The sequence below is a fragment of the Paenibacillus sp. J31P13 genome (assembly GCF_056269295.1).
Genome location: NZ_JBWDNR010000001.1, coordinates 316,136 through 331,403 on the forward strand (window position 1 = coordinate 316,136; position 15,268 = coordinate 331,403).

The 15,268-nt window shown below is 45.1% G+C and carries 12 protein-coding genes and 1 other annotated feature (1 of these 13 only partly in view); of the genes, 11 read left to right on the forward strand and 1 reads right to left on the reverse strand.

Annotated features, from left to right (window positions below; all coding sequences use genetic code 11):
* Positions 1–55, forward strand: a binding site (T-box leader); it begins 222 nt to the left of the window's first position.
* 64 nt (positions 56–119) lie between these two features.
* The 5 genes from ilvB to AC0YOD_RS01260 all read left to right on the forward strand — a co-directional run bounded on the left by ilvB (position 120) and on the right by AC0YOD_RS01260 (position 5,063).
* The gene (ilvB, locus tag AC0YOD_RS01240; RefSeq protein ID WP_475797432.1) at positions 120–1,850 is read left to right on the forward strand and encodes a biosynthetic-type acetolactate synthase large subunit; all 1,731 of its coding nucleotides are present in this window, start codon (positions 120–122) and stop codon (positions 1,848–1,850) included.
* 205 nt (positions 1,851–2,055) lie between these two features.
* On the forward strand, positions 2,056–3,717 hold the full coding sequence (locus tag AC0YOD_RS01245) for an FAD-dependent oxidoreductase (protein WP_475797433.1): 1,662 nt from the start codon (positions 2,056–2,058) through the stop codon (positions 3,715–3,717).
* On the forward strand, positions 3,714–4,094 hold the full coding sequence (locus AC0YOD_RS01250) for a 4Fe-4S binding protein (RefSeq protein WP_475797434.1): 381 nt from the start codon (positions 3,714–3,716) through the stop codon (positions 4,092–4,094). The genes AC0YOD_RS01245 and AC0YOD_RS01250 overlap by 4 nt, the downstream gene beginning before the upstream one ends.
* 78 nt (positions 4,095–4,172) lie before the next feature.
* Positions 4,173–4,799: a nitroreductase family protein gene (locus tag AC0YOD_RS01255; protein WP_475797435.1), complete on the forward strand. Its 627-nt coding sequence runs from the start codon at positions 4,173–4,175 to the stop codon at positions 4,797–4,799.
* An 81-nt stretch (positions 4,800–4,880) separates the two neighbouring features.
* Positions 4,881–5,063, forward strand: a complete 183-nt coding sequence (locus tag AC0YOD_RS01260) for a YezD family protein (RefSeq protein WP_475797436.1) — start codon at positions 4,881–4,883, stop codon at positions 5,061–5,063.
* 84 nt (positions 5,064–5,147) lie between these two features.
* On the opposite strand, the gene AC0YOD_RS01265 is transcribed toward AC0YOD_RS01260, so the two are convergent.
* The gene (locus tag AC0YOD_RS01265) at positions 5,148–6,506 is read right to left on the reverse strand and encodes an ABC transporter substrate-binding protein (RefSeq protein WP_475797437.1); all 1,359 of its coding nucleotides are present in this window, start codon (positions 6,504–6,506) and stop codon (positions 5,148–5,150) included.
* A gap of 578 nt (positions 6,507–7,084) precedes the next feature.
* Here AC0YOD_RS01265 and AC0YOD_RS01270 point away from each other — a divergent pair.
* The 6 genes from AC0YOD_RS01270 to AC0YOD_RS01295 all read left to right on the forward strand — a co-directional run bounded on the left by AC0YOD_RS01270 (position 7,085) and on the right by AC0YOD_RS01295 (position 15,250).
* Complete coding sequence (locus tag AC0YOD_RS01270; protein WP_475797438.1) at positions 7,085–7,672, forward strand: thioredoxin family protein; 588 nt, start codon at positions 7,085–7,087, stop codon at positions 7,670–7,672.
* Positions 7,673–7,840: 168 nt separating this feature from the next.
* Positions 7,841–9,205, forward strand: coding sequence for an ABC transporter substrate-binding protein (locus AC0YOD_RS01275; RefSeq protein WP_475797439.1), 1,365 nt, complete (start codon positions 7,841–7,843; stop codon positions 9,203–9,205).
* 39 nt (positions 9,206–9,244) lie between these two features.
* Entirely contained in the window at positions 9,245–10,354 is a 1,110-nt protein-coding gene (locus AC0YOD_RS01280) for an ABC transporter ATP-binding protein (RefSeq protein WP_475797440.1), read from the forward strand.
* 30 nt (positions 10,355–10,384) lie between these two features.
* The gene (locus AC0YOD_RS01285; protein ID WP_475797441.1) at positions 10,385–13,372 is read left to right on the forward strand and encodes an extracellular solute-binding protein; all 2,988 of its coding nucleotides are present in this window, start codon (positions 10,385–10,387) and stop codon (positions 13,370–13,372) included.
* Positions 13,362–14,366 carry a carbohydrate ABC transporter permease gene (locus tag AC0YOD_RS01290; protein WP_475797442.1) on the forward strand — a complete coding sequence of 335 codons (1,005 nt, stop codon included), beginning with the start codon at positions 13,362–13,364 and terminating at the stop codon, positions 14,364–14,366. The genes AC0YOD_RS01285 and AC0YOD_RS01290 overlap by 11 nt, the downstream gene beginning before the upstream one ends.
* Positions 14,366–15,250: a carbohydrate ABC transporter permease gene (locus tag AC0YOD_RS01295; protein WP_475797443.1), complete on the forward strand. Its 885-nt coding sequence runs from the start codon at positions 14,366–14,368 to the stop codon at positions 15,248–15,250. The genes AC0YOD_RS01290 and AC0YOD_RS01295 overlap by 1 nt, the downstream gene beginning before the upstream one ends.
* Positions 15,251–15,268: the final 18 nt, after the last annotated feature.

Sequence of the window (15,268 nt, forward strand, 5' to 3'; positions counted from 1 at the left end):
AAGATTTCAGTAAATCAGGGTGGTACCACGAAAATTTACCCCTTTCGTCCCTAGGCTAGACAGTTGTTTTCTGTCGCCTAGGGATGAGAGGGGTTATTTATATTTAAGGAGGAAGTCAAATGGAGGAACCCAAAATGTCTACGAACAATTTGCATCAGCACTCTCAGGAATTAATAACAGGATCAGAGGCTCTTTTACACACATTACTACTGGAGGGAGTTGAATGTGTATTTGGATATCCGGGCGGAAATGTCCTATACATCTATGATGCAATGGTAAATAATCCAGACTTTAAACACATCCTGACTCGACATGAGCAAGGAGCTATCCACGCTGCAGACGGTTATGCTCGGTCGACAGGAAAAGTGGGCGTTTGTATCGCCACATCTGGTCCAGGAGCGACAAACTTAGTAACCGGTATTGCTACTGCCTATATGGATTCTGTACCTCTTGTTATCATTACTGGCAATGTTCCAACAACCGTTACGGGTACTGATGCATTTCAGGAAGCGGATATCATTAGTATTACAATGTCAATAACGAAGCATAATTACTCCGTTCGTGATGTGCATGATCTTCCTCGGATTATTCATGAAGCCTTTCATATTGCGAACACGGGAAGGAAAGGACCGGTATTAATCGACATCCCTAAAGACGTGTCCAATCATAAAATGATTTTACAACCTTCTACCAAAATGAATTTACGCGGCTACCATTCGAGTCCGAGTCCGGATCAAACAGAGATCGATAAACTCATTCAAGTTATTGCGGAATCGGAAAGGCCAATGATTATAGCTGGAGGGGGAGTCGTTTATTCCAATGCATCAAATGAGCTCCTTGCGTTCGTAAATAAAACGAACATTCCGGTGACAACTACATTGCTTGGTTTGGGCGGATTTCCAAGTGATCACCATCTGTGGCTTGGTATGCTAGGACATCATGGAACGTATACAGCGAATATGGCAATCCAAAACGCAGATTTAGTTATTTCTATTGGTTCTCGATTTGATGATCGGGTAACGATGAAACTTGATGGTTTTGCTCCGCATGCCAAACGGATTGCTCACATTGACATTGATCCTGCAGAAATTGGAAAGAACATCAAAACGGATATAGCATGCGTCGGCGATATAAAAGCGGTTCTCGAATATGCAAATAAAAAAGCAGTGTCTTCTCAATCAGACCGTTGGATCACTGAGGTGCTGGAAAACAAAGAACTGTATCCATTGCGCTACAGGGATTCCGAAACGGAGCTTAAACCTCAATATGTTTTAGAAATGATCAATGAGACAACGCAAGGGAATGCGATCATTACAACGGATGTAGGCCAGCATCAAATGTGGACTGCACAATTTTATAAGTTCAAGCATCCCCGCTCATTGATTACTTCGGGAGGACTTGGAACAATGGGATTCGGCTTCCCGGCTGCAATAGGTGCTCAGATCGGAAATCCAAATCGACTTGTGGTTTCTATAAATGGTGACGGAGGCATGCAAATGTGCGCACAAGAGATGGCTATTTGTGCTATTCATAATATTCCTGTCAAAATTGTCGTAATTAACAATCAAGTATTAGGGATGGTTAAGCAACAGCAGGAACTCATGTATGAGAGACGCTTTAGCCAGATTAATCTTGCTGGTAGTCCCGATTTCGTAAAGCTCGCTGAAGCATATGGAATGAAGGGATTAAGAGCAAGCAACAAAGTAGAGGCGTCCCGTATTTGGCAAGAGGCTCTTCAGACACCTGGTCCTGTACTTGTTGAGTTTGTCATCCCGAAGGATGAGAATGTATATCCCATGGTTCTAGCTGGAACGACATTGGATCAGATGATAATGGGGGATTTCGAATGATTCGATTATCCCCAAGGGATAAATCTGTTGACAATAAATAGCTTCGATGATACTATAAAAATTAATTTCATACTATACCACTAGGAATTATAAGTGATCTTTTGTGGCCATTGACCATTCAAATGGAGATGTACGATTCGATAGCGAATCTACGTCTCTTTTTTTATGTGAATGTACAAGTTTGGACTAAGAAGGAGGCATGATGATGAGTGAAGATAAAAATATAAAACTAATAGCAGACGTATTAATTATTGGCGGAGGACCAGCTGGCGCATGGGCAGCATGGAGTGCGGCATCACAAGGCGCCAAGGTGGTACTTGTCGATAAAGGTTATCTCGGCTCAAGCGGTGCGACTGCTGCCGGAGGGACAAATCTTCTCTATTTGCCGCCTGACAAGGAACTGAGAGAAGCAGCCGTACAAGCGCGGCTAAAGTCGGGCGGTTATTTGGCGGAGGGTGAATGGATTCATCGCGTGCTGGATCAGGTTTATATTAATTTGGAGCTCGTGGAGAAATGGGGCTATCCCTTTGTTCGAGATGAGAATGGCACACCAATGCGAGATCATCTGCAGGGTCCTGAGTATATGAGTTTAATGCGTCGTGTCGTCAAGAAGGCTGGCGTCAAAATATTAGATCATTCACCAGCATTAGAGCTTCTGACTGATGAGCATGGGGTTGGCGGTGCACGAGGTATATCGCGTCAGAAGGATGCGGAATGGGAGGTACGAGCTAATGCTGTAGTTATTGCTACGGGAGGCTGCGCTTTTTTAAGCAAAGGGCTTGGCTGCAATGTACTGACTGGCGACGGGTATTTGATGGCGTCTGAGCTTGGGGCTGATCTTTCAGGTATGGAGTTTACTCGGCAGTTTGCACCGAGTCCTGCATTCAGCACGAATACGAGATCACGTCTTCTTGGTTGGGCGACCTATTATGATCAAGATGGGAATCAACTTCCTGGTCTTCGAAAAGGAGATTTCTTAGCTAAGCATCTGCAAAAAGGTCCCGTGTACGCCATTATGAATAAGGCAGATACACCTGAGAAACAAGCGATTCTTCGAAGCTCACATGCTATTTTCTTCTTGCCATATGACCGTGCTGGCATCGATGTATTTAAGGAGCCATTCCCACTTACGCTTCGTTATGAAGGCACGGTTCGTGGAGCGGGCGGAATCCGAATCATAAGCGAGGAATGCGGAACAACGGTTCGTGGGCTTTATGCAGCAGGAGATGCTGCATCGCGAGAACGCATTACGGGTGCCGCATCAGGCGGAGGTGCTTTTAACGCTTCATGGGCGATTTGTTCGGGTACTTGGGCTGGAAAAGGCGCAGCTCAATTTGCATTATCGAGCGGTATTGATGCGGAAACACGCCAGCTTCGTGCTGCTGGGAAATATGGTTTGCGAAATGAATCTCAAGGGACTGAGGCTGCTGCTGTTGTTGATACTCGCGAGCTGATCAAGGCGATACAAAATGAGATGCTCTCGCTTGATATCAATTATTTCCGGACAGAAGCTGGCATAACGGAGTCTCTTGAGAGGCTTCATAAGCTGTGGCCAAAGGTGAATGAGCAAGCTCCTGAAACCGTTCATGAACGCGTACATGCCAGAGAAGCCGCGGCAATGGCAGCGACTGCGAGATGGATTTATACAGCTGCGCTAGCTCGGAAAGAGACACGCGGTTCGGGTCTTCACGGACTTGCAGAATATCCTGATGTCGATCCGAAGCAGCAATATCGTCTGCTTGTAGCAGGTCTTGAGGATATTCAAGTACGACCGGAATCAGAAGCGCCTGAGCAAGCGAATGACCCGGGAAATAATTTGAATGCTTCTCCTGAGCCTGAGAAGCTGAAGGGGGTGCAAGCAGGATGATTGAGCTCGTAAGCGATGATCGTTGTATACAATGTAATTTATGTGTGAAGGTATGCCCGACAAATGTATTCGATAAGGTTCCCGATGCTGCACCCATCATTAAACGTCAAGAGGATTGCCAGACCTGCTTTATATGCGAAGCCTATTGCCCGGTTGATGCGCTTTATGTATCGCCATATGCGGATAAAAAAGTTGAGGTCAATGAGAGCGAGCTGGCGGAGCAAGGTATATTGGGGAGCTGGAGAAAGAAGATTGGTTGGGGGCCTGGACGCACAAAGCTGGCATCCATTGATCAGACTGCATTTATTGATCGAATATTGCCGCCTCGACCCGTGCAAATTGCTGGCGTATCTGACGTTAAGGTGCAAACGAGCTAATCCGATTGAAAAGCTATGAACTCATAAAAACAACGGAATCATTTCTATTATTATAAGAAGATTAGGGGATGAATGAACATGAGTAAAGTTGGATTGAACACGGAAGCAGAAGTTTTACAGCATTACAACAAAGAGGTAGCGGAGAACAGGAGACCCCATTTCCCTGTACATCCTCTTATTTTGAATCGCTGGTCACCGCGGTCTTATTCGGATCAGAAAATCAGTGATGAGGTGCTTCATACGGTGTTAGAGGCGGCGCGTTGGGCACCTTCAGCTAGCAATGCCCAGCCATGGCGTTTCTACGTTGCGCAGAATGCGAACGAGCATGAGCTGTTTCAATCCTTTATCAAGCCAAGAAATCAACTGTGGACGTCTAAAGCTCCTGTATTGCTGCTCCTCGTTTCCGAGAGGGTTAAGGAAAATGGAGATGTGAACGGCGCTCACGCTTTTGATGCAGGAGCGGCATGGGCAACACTGGCTCTGCAAGCCAAACTGCTAGGGTTATCAACAAGAGCGGTTGGAGGCTTTGATCATGAGATAGCGCGCGAAGTTCTGCAAATCCCAGAAAACCTTGCGACTCATGCAGTCATTGCATTAGGCTATCGAGGTGATCTGGATACTTTGGATGCCTCCTTCCACAATCTAGAGCTTCCGACGGGTCGCCGTCCTTTAAGCGAGAGTATTTTACCTATTCCAGTTAAATAAAAAACGAGGTCAATAAGGGAACGTTGTCACTGCGACGGCTTCCCTTATTAACAATTTTCAAATGTAGAGGGAGGATGTTAGATGACTCGATCTGTGGAATTGACAGATGCATGGCTGAAAAAAATCAAGGAGCAGGTATTGGGTATCGAATTCGGCAGTGTTCAGATTACGGTTCATGACGGACAAATTGTACAAATAGATCGGACAGAGCGAAAACGATTTGATACGAATAAATTGAACTCTGCAACAAGCAAACGCCATTAATTTTTAGCATACAAAAGGATGTCTCCAAAGCAGCTAGTCTGCAAGGAGGCATCCTTTATTTTGTAATAGCTATTTAACTAGTTATTATTGTGTTTTACTGATCGTCTCCAGCTCTTTCAGAATAGCATCCTCCGCTGTTCGAGCTGCTGTATTAATATCAATGCCATGCAGGGCAATATCCTCGAATGCTTTCGTTAAGTGCTTGGAAACATCATTTTCGAGTGGATGCACGTGAAGTTCGGATGGCTCTGTTGTGAAAATATTTGCGATCTTTTTATCTTTCAGCACCTCGATATCCGCTCCGAATTGCTTCTCCAGCCCAGGATTAACGATAGCAGGCACGCGTCCGTTTCTTGCAACGATCGTCTGTACTTCCTCTGATAAAATGTGGGCAATGACCTGGAATGCCTCATCCTTATGCTTGCTTACGCTTGAAATGACGAGAGAGTGAACATTTGCTTCCTTGTTAACTCCGAGGTTGTCACTAAAGTTCGGAATCGGAGCAATATCCCAGTTAAGCGGCTTGCCTTGTGCTCGCAGCTCTTCTAGAGGCCCAATTACGTTAGCGAGAAGGGTTGGTCGCATAGCAATGTTCTGATCTACTAGGAACGCATCGCGGTCATACGTATACTTGTCGCCTTGAACAAATCCTGGAATATCAAAGCTTTGCTTTAAAGCACGGAAAACATTTTGCCATTGTGGAGATTGGAGTATCGGCTTACCTGTTATAGGATCTAGAGCTCCGATACCGTAGCTGCGCTGTAGTGTAGCAGGTCCGTTGTTCAGATCAATACCGACGTAGTTTACACCGCCGTCTGTCCGCGTCAGCTTCTCACCAATTTCGAGCGCTTGATCCCAAGTAAGCTGTTCGTCAGGAGGGTAGGCTACTCCGAATTTATCGAAAATATCCCTGTTATAAAATAAAGCTGCAACGTTAGAGGAGAATGGCAATGTGAAAATTTCTCCTTTTTGCGAGAAGTTTTTAATGGTATCAAACAAAACAGGTTTTAAAGTAGCAGTATCAAATTTATATTTTTCAATATACGGTGTCAGATCCTCCATTACCTCTAAATCTTGAAAAGCATGATAGGAGCCGCTTGTTAAGTAGATGATATCAGGCACATCATTTGAGGTGAGCACCTCTGCTGGTTTTACACCCTCTGCCGGCTTGACGAGTTCAAGTGTGATGTTTGGAAACTTTTTCTTTACAGGCTCTACGAAAAATGTGTTAAACTCTGTATCCGTTAGCGTTCCTCCCCCGACATAAAACTTAAGGGTGACTGGCGCTGCTGAAGGCTCTTTTGTTGAAGAATCATTTGTTGCTGCGGGAGTTTGGTTCTTCGTTCCATCTTTGTTGCTCTCTTTCGACTCGCTTTGCCCAGCGCAGCCTGTAATCATTGTCAAAATAATAATAGCGATAAGTGATAATAAGCGAATTTTCATAAAGAATAAACCCCTCTCTTATTTACCTCGAATAGATCTTGTTTTTTAGCTCCTTGTTGATCACAAAGGAAGAATACGGTTAATGATTTTACAGTGCATACATCGATTTTCATTTGCTAAATGGGACATGCGCTTATCACCTCCTTAGGTTGCACCAGCCATTCATCACCCCAATAAACAACAAACGGAGATGCACATAAAGCGTGCATCTCCGTTTGAACGGTCGATTGTCTAGGGCCTCGTTATGCTGCAGCGAGACAGTTAGCGAGCCCTCAATCCACTAAAAATACTATTCACAGTTGTTTAGTTGGTTATTCATGTCGTCATCTTATACTTTGTGATAGGTTTCGGTCAAGTGCGTTTTGAAAAAAAAGAAATAATGAAACCAAGTGGCTCTAATTATAGAGTGACAGACCATGAAGAAAATTAAACATACTTGACAGGTAGGAATAATGTGATAATATCAGATTAACTGATCCACCGGATAACCGGAGACATACCCTACTAGGGGAATGTCTCCTTTTTTTATTACAAAATACCGGAGGAAGTATTTTAAATGAAGAAGGGATGCGCATATTATGGCCTTTACATTAACAATTGGTGAACAGGCGCCGGATTTTAACCTGCTTGCAACGGACGGTAAGCGTTATAGCTTGATTGATTTTGCTGATTCTAAGGTTTTAGTCGTATTTTTCACTAGCAATCATTGCCCTTTTGTTAAAGGCTCCGATGAGGGAACTCGTCAAACCGTTAATAAATATGCACCGCAAGGTGTTTCCTTCATCGGCATAAGCTCAAACAGTGTAACCTCATATCCTGATGATTCATATGAGAACATGGTGAAGCGGATAGACGAGAACGGATTTCCTTGGACGTATGCTTATGATGAGAAACAGGATGCCGCACTCGCTTACGGCGCATTAAGAACACCGCATTTCTTCGTATTTGATGTGGATCGCAAGCTTATCTATACAGGTCGCGCTACGGACTCGCCGAGAGAAGCAGAGAAAATTACTGTCAATGATTTGGAAAATGCGTTGGATGATTATTTAGCAGGACGTGAGGTTGCCGTAGCGTTGACGAATCCAATTGGCTGCAATGTGAAATGGGAAGGCAAAGATAATCGCTGGATGCCGGAAGAGGCTTGTGACCTCGTTATTCATTAATCGTACTTAGGGCCAAGTGATGGCATACAGGCGTTCCGAGAAAATGTCCTAGCTAAATAATTGTATTATAGGGTCGACCGTATAAACGGAGACGTGCTTCTAAATTAGAAGTACGTCTTCTTTTTTTATGGACATAAATTTGAAATCAAATAAGGCGGGTGCTTCAGTATGAGAGAAAAAGGATTATTGCTCATAAGTATCATTTTGGTATTGGCGATGGTGTCAGCATGCTCTTCCAATGGAGGTAGCAAACCAACCGTTTCAAACAAAGCGGCAGGAATGGACAATAAAACAGAAGCTGTGAAAGCGGACAATTCAGAGCCAGTTACGCTTAAGGTGCTGAGAGCCGGAATTACAGTTACAGAAACGGAATTCCAAAAAATATTAGTTGAGCCGACAAAGAAAAAATTTCCGAATATTACCCTTGAATGGGTAGATGCTCCCGAGGATGTTGAATTGGAGCCGCTTATTACGTCGGGTACGGTGCCAGATATTATTTTCACAGGTACGGCATTCCTTCCGACAACCTATAAGGATTTGGATTTAGTGGAGAACTTACAGCCCTATGTAGATAAGTACAAAACAGATCTGAGTCATTTGAAGCCAGTGGTTCTCGATACGATCAAAAAATATTCAGAGCCAGACCAGTTAGCAGCTATTCCATTCTCCATTAATCTTCCTGTTCTCTTCTATAATAAGGACATTTTCGATAAATTCGGCGCCCCGTATCCGAAGGATGATCAGTCCACATGGGATGAGCTGATCGAGCTTGGAAAGCAGGTGACGAGAACGGATAACGGCGTTAACTATATCGGCATTGATTTGTTCGGTCCAACCAATATTTCAACAGGTATAGATCTATCTATTGTAGACCCAGATACAGGCAAAGCGGATGTTACGACAGCAGGCTGGAAAAAGGTGTTCGACACCTTGCAAAAGAGCTTCGAGGTTCCAGGCTATATTGGAACTGATGGCCGCTTTGAATATGCGAATGATGATGACATATTCTTCAATGAACAAAATTTAGCTATGCTTCCCTTCAATATCGCTCATTTGTTAGGACCGCTTGAAGAATTGCGTCAGCAAGGCATCGAGCTGAACTGGGACTTTGCTCCTTTCCCTAACTTTAGTGAGAACCTCGGAACAGGCAAAGCGGCTAATGTTCACTCTTTAATCGTGACGAAAGCTAGCAAACATAAGGATGAAGCCTTCCAAGTAATCGCAAATGTACTATCGGATGAAGTACAAGAGCTGCTTGCTCGCAACGGCCGAATTCCGACTGTAGAGAATGAAGCGTTCGAGAAGCTGTACGGCGCAGATATTCCAGTATTAGAAGGGAAGAAGATTGAAAATATTTTCAAAGCAGAGCCGCGCAATGTCATTAGACCGCATAAGTTCGAGAGCAAGGTTCGCAAACATGTAAATGAAGCAGCGAAAAACATAGCGGTTAACGGTCAAGATGTCAATACAGCGTTGCGAACGGCGCAGGAAGCGATCGAGAAGGATCTCGAAACACTTGGAAAAACACAGTAAATACAGAATTGATTGATCAAATGATAAGGGGGTGGGCTTGTGGCAGGCATCCGTATTAACCACCTATACAAGCGGTATGGCAAAGACAAACAGGTTGTCGTCAATGACTTCCATCTAGAAATAAAGGATAAAGAATTTTTGGTGTTCGTCGGTCCATCCGGCTGTGGAAAATCGACCACGCTGCGCATGATTGCAGGACTGGAGGATATAAGCGAGGGCGAGGTTTATATCGGAGAGCAGCTCGTAAACAACTTGCCTCCGAAGGATCGCGACATAGCGATGGTATTCCAAAACTACGCACTTTATCCGAACATGAGTGTTTTCGAAAATATTGCTTTCGGTCTTCGTCTTCGCAAGCATCCGCGTCATGAGATTGATCAGGCGGTTCGGCGGGCTGCTCGCGTGCTGGAGATTGAGCCTTATTTGAACCGAAAGCCGAAGGAGCTCTCTGGCGGACAACGTCAGAGAGTTGCGCTTGGCCGAGCGATTGTTCGTAATCCTCAGGTATTTCTTATGGATGAGCCGCTGTCCAATCTCGACGCCAAGCTTCGCGTACAAATGCGCATGGAAATCATTAAGCTGCATAAGACGCTTGGCGCTACGTTTATTTATGTCACGCATGATCAAATTGAAGCGATGACAATGGCTGATCGCATTGTTGTCATGAAGGATGGTGTCATCCAACAAATCGATACGCCGGAGGTCGTTTATACAACGCCTAACAATATGTTTGTAGCCAGCTTCATAGGCTCACCGCAAATTAATTTTATTGAGGGAAAAGTGACGGAGGAGCTGCCAGGGGTTCTTAAGTTCAGAACCTCACGGTTTGAATTGCCCATTCCTCAAGAGGCTGCGCGTGTGCTTATCCATCACAATAAAGTGAATAAGCGAATAACGCTTGGCATACGACCAGAAAATATCGGACCGGAGGGATTGTACTCTGACGCCATTATTACGGGAGAGTACAAGGTAAGCGAGCTGATGGGAGCCGATCGTTTCCTGCATTTGCATATCGGGCAAGATCGACTGCTTGTTGTAAGGGTTCATGCTCATTATCATTGCGAGGAAAATGAGAAGATTCGTATTGTACCGGATATGTCCAAGGCTTTATTTTTCGATACAGATAGCGGTAAACGAATGACGATCTAACGAGTCGTTCGGAAAGGAGCGTAATGTTATATGGTGAGCAAAATCATACAGTCAAAAACGTTTAAAATCGTTTTTCCACTCGCTATTGCAGGACTTCTTGTTCTTTTCTTCGTAGGCTGGGCATCACGTGCAAATTCGGCGCTTAAAGCCGGACCGTACCAGCCGAATCAATTAGAAAAGTCCTTTGCCTGGTGGGAGAATACGTCTCTTGCCGAGGCAGATCTTGAGCCTTATTATGCGAAAGTATTAAGCGGGCTGCAGGAGAAAGGGGTTAAGGCAGCGCAAGAGTCGGTCATCATTAACGGAGCGACTCCTTCCCGGAGATCCGATGATAAGGTGATTGAGGTTGGCAGCTATGAAGGGGAAGAAAATGTATTAATTTGGAATTCGACAGATGCGAACTGGATCGAGTATACGTTCAATGTTGCTCAAGATGGACTTTATGAAATTCATACTACCTATCATCCGCTGCTTGGAAAAGGTTTTACGAGACCCATTGTGTGGGATGTAAAGGTAGATGGTAAGCGTCCTTTTCGGGAATCCTCCTCCATTACGTTATACCGACAGTGGCGGGATAGCGGCATGCCTCAAATAAACGACGATGGCGATCAAATAAGACCAACCTCTGTAGATATATCTAAATGGTCAACATTCCCCTTTATCGACTCAGGTGCCAATTATGCTGAGCCCCTTAAGTGGCATTTTACGAAAGGAACCCATACGCTTCGCTTCGAAGGCTATGAGCCCGTTGCTATTAGCGAAATCTCACTGCAGCCGCCACAGAAGCTTCCCACTTATGAGGAAGCATTGGCTGCCAATCCGCAGAGTGATCGGGTAGAAGGGAAGGTCATCACGCTGCAGGCGGAGCAAATGACCTCCAAAAATGATCCATCCGTTCAAATGATGTCTGATCGCGATCGACGTACCGTTCCCCTTGCGAAGGGTAGAATCACGTATAACACGGTCGGAGGCGTAAGCTGGGATTGGCCGAATCAAGAGGTGTCATGGACCTTTGAGGTGCCGGAGACGGGTCTATACAAAATCGCTCTTCGAACACTGCAAAGCAGGTTCTCACAGAAGGCGTCCTTTCGAACCATTCGCATAGATGGTGAAATACCATTTGATACGTTTCTTACCTATCGCTTTCCCTATGCCTCAGCTTGGCAGGGGACTGTGCTGTCAGATGAAAATAATAAGCCTTATGCGGTTTATTTAGAGAAAGGGACGCATTCGCTATCCATGGCGCTTACACATTCGACGGTTAGTCCAATCGTTCGCGGCATTGAGAATTTAAGTGCTTTGCTTCGCACTGTCGATCAGGATTTACGATCACTGACAGGCGGAGTAGTTGATCGCAACCGGACATGGAAAATTGCACGGGATCTGCCTGACTTGAAGGAGAGGCTAGAAATAGCAGCAGCCAATTTAGATGTGTTGGCTGACGAAATGGCTAAAGTAAATGGTCGCAAAGATAGTGCAAGCGAGGGTTTCCGTTCTTCAGCTGTAGATCTGCGGGAGCTGCTGAAGAAGCTTGACGAGATTCCTTATCATATCGATGAGATTGCTTCTATTGATGAGAAAATTAATAACTTTGTCGTTAATCTCTATAAGCAGCCGCTTCAGCTTGACGAGATTTACATCGCTCCTCTAAATAAGGATTTTCCAACTATGACGGCGTCATTTGCTGCTAAGACGGTAGGACTGTTCGCTAATTTCGTCTACTCCTTTCATTCAAGAGAAAGCCTGAGCGACATGGATGACAAGGAGCTAAATGTATGGGTGCAGCGTGGACGTGATTATGTCACACAGCTGCAGGAGCTTACCGATGAGCTGTTTACGCCAGCAACAGGCATAAAGGTGAAAGTTAATCTGCTTCCGAATCCGCAGCTGTTAGTTATGTCAAATGCAGCGGGGCTTCAACCGGATATAGCGCTTGGATTATCACAGGATTTGCCGGTTGATTATGCCATCAGAGGCAGTGTTACGGACCTCACACAATTTCCTGATTTCAACGAAGTATTTAACCGATTCAGTCCGGGCTCTTGGCTGCCGCTCTATTATGACAAGGGTTATTACGCAGTACCAGAAACGCAATCCTTTCATGTGCTTTATTACCGTAAGGATATTTTGCGGGAGCTTGGGCTGGACATTCCAAAAACCTGGCAGGATGTTTATGATTTGCTGCCGACCTTACAGCAAAACTTTATGAACTTTTACGTAGATCCCGGAGAGTTCCTTCCCTTTATTTTGCAAAACGGTGTGGAGTTCTACAAACCAGACGGCTTCACAACAGCGCTCGACTCGCCGGAAGGCTTTAAGGCATTCAAGCAGTGGACGGATTTATTTAATACGTATGCGCTAGAGAAGCAGGTGCCGAGCTTCTATCAGCATTTCCGCACGGGTACAATGCCAATCGGCATTTCGGACTACAACATGTACGTTCAGCTCTCAGCAGCCGCGCCAGAGCTTAATGGCAGATGGGGAATTGCTTTGATACCGGGAACGGAGCAGCCGGATGGCACCATCAACCACTGGGCTGGCGGAGCACAGACGACAGGCGTTATTTTTGAAGCCTCCAATAAGAAGGAACAAGCATGGCAGTTTATGAAATGGTGGGTTTCTACTGATGTCCAGGAGCGTTACGGTTCAGATTTGGAATCTATCAACGGTGTGTCCTTCCGCTGGAACACTTCTAATGTAGAAGCATTTGTACGATTACCTTGGAAAACCGAGGATGCGAACGTCATATTGGAGCAGTGGAAGTGGTACAAGGATAAAGTGAATCCGCCGGGCGGTTATTTCCTCGGAAGAGAGCTGAACAATGCTTGGGTTCGTGCTGTTATTGACGGTATGAATTACCGTGCTTCCCTTGAATCAGCAATCCTTGATGTTAATCGGGAGCTGAGGAGAAAGCAGCAGGAGTTTGGATTCATAGACGAGAACGGCAAGTCAATAAAGAGGCTTGATTTTCCAATTGTTAATAAGCCTTGGGAGGGGGTCGACGAATATGTCAAATAAGCTATCGAGCAGTAGTGTGGCTGTCGCTCAGAAAACGAACGCAAAACCGGTCGTTAAGGAGAAGAAGCGTGCGGCTGTTCGGTCTCACCCCGGCCTACTAAAGGAAATATGGTCTTATCGGCTTAGCTATTTGTTCATTGCGCCGTTTATGCTTTGTTTCACGGCCTTTATCGTCATACCGGTACTCGCAGCAGTGGCACTTAGCTTCACTTATTTCAATGCGATTGAGCCGCCGCGTTTCATAGGCTGGCAGAACTTTCAGTATCTGATTTCGCAGGATTTACTCTTTCTGAAGCATGCTCTTCCAAATACATTCAAATTCGCAATTATCGTCGGCCCCGGCGGCTATTTTGCAGCGTTTATGCTGGCATGGCTCATCTCGCAGCTTCCAGACAAAACAAGAAAATGGTTTGCGCTTGCGATGTATACGCCGTCGCTAACCATTGGCATCGCGATGTCAATCGTATGGCTTCCGATGCTGACGGGCGATCGAATCGGTTATTTAAACAGCGTGCTGCTGCGTCTAGGCATTATCGACGTACCGAAGTTATGGGTTACTGATCCCTCATATTTGATGAATGCGATGATTATCGTAACCCTTTGGTCGAGTATGGGTGTAGGCTTTCTAGCCATGCTGGCTGGAATCCTGAATGTAAATCGTGATTATTATGAGGCGGCTCGAATTGACGGGATGAAAAGCCGCTTGCAGGAAATTTGGTATATTACGATACCATCCATGAAGCCGCAGATGCTATTCGGTGCCGTAATGGCAATTGTAACGACCTTTAAGACTGGAGCTATCGGTGTGGAGTTATCAGGAAGCAACCCAACGCCTGCTTATTCGGGTCATTTAATTATCAATCATATCGATGACTTTGGATTCATTCGCTTCGAAATGGGCTACGCCGCAGCTATTTCGGTGTTTCTATTGGTGCTCATGTATGCTTCAAATAAATTAAGCTGGGGCTTATTCGGCTCGAAGGAGGATGAGTGATGATGCGTTGGCAATCACTTCGCAGAGGTGTGCAGCAGCTAGGCGCGATGGATGGCTTTCAGAAACTGTTGACGCTGCTCATGATCGTTATGTCTATCTTCATGCTGCTGCCGATTGTTTATATTTTCAATCATGCTTTTAAGCCCTATCATGAGCTGTTCGTGTATCCGCCTGCTTTTTTCGTTCAAGAGCCGTCTCTGCAAAATATAAACGAGCTGATCTCAGTAACCTCCCGATCGACAGTGCCTATGATTCGCTATTTATTTAATAGTGTGTTCATTTCAAGTATGGCGGTCATATTTGTCACTGGAGTAAGCGCAATTTGCGCTTTTCCGATATCGAAGCATAAATTTCCCGGTGCAAAAATCGTGTTCTCGACGATTTTGCTAACGCTGATGTTTGCACCTGAGGTTGTGCAAATTCCTCGCTATCTTGTTGTGAGCAATCTGGGCATTATGAATACGTATTTCGGACATCTGCTCCCCATGATGGCAATGCCGATCGGTGTGTTTCTGCTTAAGCAATTTATCGATCAAATTCCTGATGCGCTGCTGGAAGCCGCTCGGATTGACGGCGCGAATGAATTTGTCTTGTTTCTTCGTATCGTGGTGCCAGTCTGTATGCCTGCCATCGCAACGGTTGCTATTCTTGCCTTCCAAAATTCATGGGGCAATACAGAAACTTCCGCTTTGTTCATGTTGGATGATGAGATGAAGAGCTTCGCATTCTTTCTATCTACACTAACCAATAATCTAGCAAATAACGTTTCTATGCAGGGTGCGGCGGCTGTTGCTTCGCTGATTATGTTTATTCCAAATTTAATTGTATTTATTTTCTTGCAGGGTAAGGTCATTACGACGATGGCGCATTCCGGCATTAAATAAGAGAGGAGGGCTCAGCGT

What these genes read in the sequence shown, in the direction of transcription:
- ilvB (WP_475797432.1), top strand. Translation starts at nt 120, where the DNA reads ATGGAGGAACCCAAAATGTCTACGAACAATTTGCATCAGCACTCTCAG.
- AC0YOD_RS01245 (WP_475797433.1), top strand. Translation starts at nt 2,056, where the DNA reads ATGAGTGAAGATAAAAATATAAAACTAATAGCAGACGTATTAATTATT.
- AC0YOD_RS01250 (WP_475797434.1), top strand. Translation starts at nt 3,714, where the DNA reads ATGATTGAGCTCGTAAGCGATGATCGTTGTATACAATGTAATTTATGT.
- AC0YOD_RS01255 (WP_475797435.1), top strand. Translation starts at nt 4,173, where the DNA reads ATGAGTAAAGTTGGATTGAACACGGAAGCAGAAGTTTTACAGCATTAC.
- AC0YOD_RS01260 (WP_475797436.1), top strand. Translation starts at nt 4,881, where the DNA reads ATGACTCGATCTGTGGAATTGACAGATGCATGGCTGAAAAAAATCAAG.
- AC0YOD_RS01265 (WP_475797437.1), bottom strand. Translation starts at nt 6,506, where the DNA reads ATGAAAATTCGCTTATTATCACTTATCGCTATTATTATTTTGACAATG.
- AC0YOD_RS01270 (WP_475797438.1), top strand. Translation starts at nt 7,085, where the DNA reads ATGGCCTTTACATTAACAATTGGTGAACAGGCGCCGGATTTTAACCTG.
- AC0YOD_RS01275 (WP_475797439.1), top strand. Translation starts at nt 7,841, where the DNA reads ATGAGAGAAAAAGGATTATTGCTCATAAGTATCATTTTGGTATTGGCG.
- AC0YOD_RS01285 (WP_475797441.1), top strand. Translation starts at nt 10,385, where the DNA reads ATGGTGAGCAAAATCATACAGTCAAAAACGTTTAAAATCGTTTTTCCA.
- AC0YOD_RS01290 (WP_475797442.1), top strand. Translation starts at nt 13,362, where the DNA reads ATGTCAAATAAGCTATCGAGCAGTAGTGTGGCTGTCGCTCAGAAAACG.
- AC0YOD_RS01295 (WP_475797443.1), top strand. Translation starts at nt 14,366, where the DNA reads ATGATGCGTTGGCAATCACTTCGCAGAGGTGTGCAGCAGCTAGGCGCG.